2 protein-coding genes are annotated in these 2,780 nt (G+C 38.9%); both read right to left on the minus strand.

The window, feature by feature from the left end:
- The coding region (gene ligA / locus AC3AX0_RS10965; RefSeq protein ID WP_487550327.1) for an NAD-dependent DNA ligase LigA at nt 1-1,349 on the minus strand (1,349 nt) is incomplete at its 3' end.
- Nucleotides 1,350-1,362: 13 nt separating this feature from the next.
- Nucleotides 1,363-2,780, minus strand: a 1,418-nt coding sequence (locus AC3AX0_RS10970) for an ATP-dependent helicase (RefSeq protein ID WP_487550328.1), incomplete at its 5' end; no start/stop codon positions are given.

Raw genomic sequence — 2,780 nt, forward strand, 5'->3', positions numbered from 1 at the left:
CTGAAGCCTTCTATATTCATTGCATCCCTGCTTCCGTAATGGACTATTGAAGCAATGAGTTGAGGCTTGCAGGAAAGCTTATTCATGCAAAAATAATGAACTCCGTCCTTTATAAGTTCAGTACCACAGTAAGGACAGCTAACAGGCATTTCTATCTCAATGGTATTGTCCTGGTTTTCATCTACAACTCCTAGGATTTCAGGTATAACATCATTTGACCTTCTTAGCCATACCTGGGCTCCAAGCTTTACCTTCTTCCTGTTTATATCGTCCATGTTATTGAGAGTGGCACGCTGCACAGTCACTCCACCTATGTCCACCGGTTCAAGTATTGCTGTAGGTGTAACCTTTCCTGTTCTTCCTACATTCCATTGTATTTCTTTAAGTACAGTTGTAACCTCTTCAGCTTCAAACTTGAATGCAACAGCCCATCTTGGAAATTTTTGAGTATATCCAAGTATTTCCCTTGCACTATAATCATTTATCTTTATTACCATGCCGTCGGTGAGTAAATCAAGGTCCTTCCTTGTTTCACCCACCCTTTCGATTTCTTCAATTATTTCATCAATTGAATTATACTTCTTGAGATATCTGAATACTGGTAGATTTTGAGCTTTTATGAATTCAATCATTTGCTCATGACTGGAGAAGTCCATTCCCTCTACATATCCTACATTGTAAAAATATGCAGACAGGTTTCTTCCCATTGTGACTCTTGAATCAAGATTCCTCAATGCTCCTGCAGCGGCATTTCTAGCATTTTTCAGCTGTTCATCATGGGTGTCATTGAATTTCTCAAGGGCACTGAGGGACATGAGACCCTCTCCCTGGATTTCTATCCTTCCTTCGAAGGGTATCCTAAGCGGTATGGACTTTATAGTCTTTATCTGGCGAAATATTCCTTCTCCAGTGGAACCATTGCCTCTTGAGGCACCCTGTGCCAGAATTCCATTTTCATAAGTTAGGTTAACTGTAAGTCCATCGAATTTGTATTCCAAGAAATACTCAAGGTCCTTTGAACCCCTTTCCTCAAAATAAGAAGACTCCATAAGGATTCTTCTTATTCTCGTATCCCAGCTTTTCAATTCTTCGTAACTCTGTGCCTTGTCAAGCGACCATAACTTTCCCAGATGGTTGTGTTTTTGAAACTTTTCAAAAATATCGTCTCCAACCCTCTGGGTTGGAGAGTACTCTAAAATTTCACCTGTTTCAGATTCAAGTATCACCAATTCATCATAAAGTGCATCATATTCCTTGTCGCTTACTTTGGGACTGTCATAGGTATAATAATGCATCGCATATTCGTTCAGTTTATCTACAAGTTCTTTCACTCTATCCATTTTGTTCATTTTCTACCTCTTGCTATATTTTCTTTATAGGTGCATAGGGCATCATCATAGTCTTCACACCCATGTTGTCAAAGGCTGCTGTAATTTCATCACCTTTAACCTGTACAATTGTACCGGTTCCCCATTTCTTGTGCTGAATCTTATCTCCAGCTTTGAAAAGCTTGTTGTCATTGCTATCAAAACTTTGTGCTGAAGATGAAGCTGTAGATTCTGCAGTGGTTGATGAAGAAGGAGTTTGATCCGATTGCACAGGCTTTTTAGCAGTGGCCGTAAAGCCTCCAGTAAAGAGATTGTACTTGTTTTGCTTCTTTGCTTCCATCTGAATCTTCTTCTTGTTGGAATTAACAAGTTCTTCCGGTATCTCGTTAATAAATCTGGATATAGTCCTCTTGTGGTAATTTCCATATATTAATCTGTCCTGTGCAAAGGTTATGTAAAGCCTTTTCTTAGCCCTTGTTATCGCCACATAAAACAGTCTTCTTTCTTCTTCTATATCATCTTCATTCCCATCTCTCACTATTGGAAACATGTTTTCTTCAAGTCCGCCGATAAAAACAACATCAAATTCAAGCCCCTTAGCCGAGTGAACAGTCATGATTGCAATTCTCTCACCCTCTCCATCTTCGGTTTTTTCAATGTCTGTTAGAAGTGATATGTGAGCCATGAAGTCTTCAAGCTCAGTTTCTTCTCCCCTGTCCTGAAAGTCCCTTACTGCAGAGAAAAATTCATTTATATTCTCGAGTCTTGCCTTGCCTTCCACTGATCTGTTTGCTTCCATTAAATCCTTGTATCCTGAGTCCTCGTAAACATGCTCAACAAGGTCAATAAGCTCCATTTCCCCTTGCTTTTCACATATTTCATTCACCATATCTGTAAACTTCTTTAGAGATTCCGAAGCCTTCTTTGAAACACCTATCTGTGCACTGAGTTCAGCAGATTCAAAAAGTGACATATCGTTATCAGCTGCGAACTGGTCTAATAACTCAAGTGTTTTCTTACCAATTCCCCTCTTTGGAACATTGATTACTCTTCTAAAACTATAGTTTTCATTGTTGTTTTGAACAAGCTTAAGATATCCCATCAAGTCCTTGATTTCTTTTCTTGAATAGAATTCCTGTCCTCCCACAATCTTATAAGGAATCCCCTCAAGTCTCATCCTTTCCTCGATTGCTCTCGTCTGAGCTCTTGTCCTTACAAGAATGGCCATTTCGTCATATCCTACACTCTGAATATTCTTTTCATTATATATTCTTTCAGCCATGAACAATGCCTCTGATTTCTCATCAAAAGCTTTGTTAATTAAAATTTTTGCACCTTCATCGCCTTCAGTCCAAAGATTTTTTCCTATTCTGTTTGTATTGTTCTTTATTACTGCATTGGCAGCCTCAAGAATGGTCTGTGTGGACCTGTAGTTCCTTTCAAGCTTAATAA

This window comes from Dethiosulfatibacter sp. (assembly GCF_983023055.1).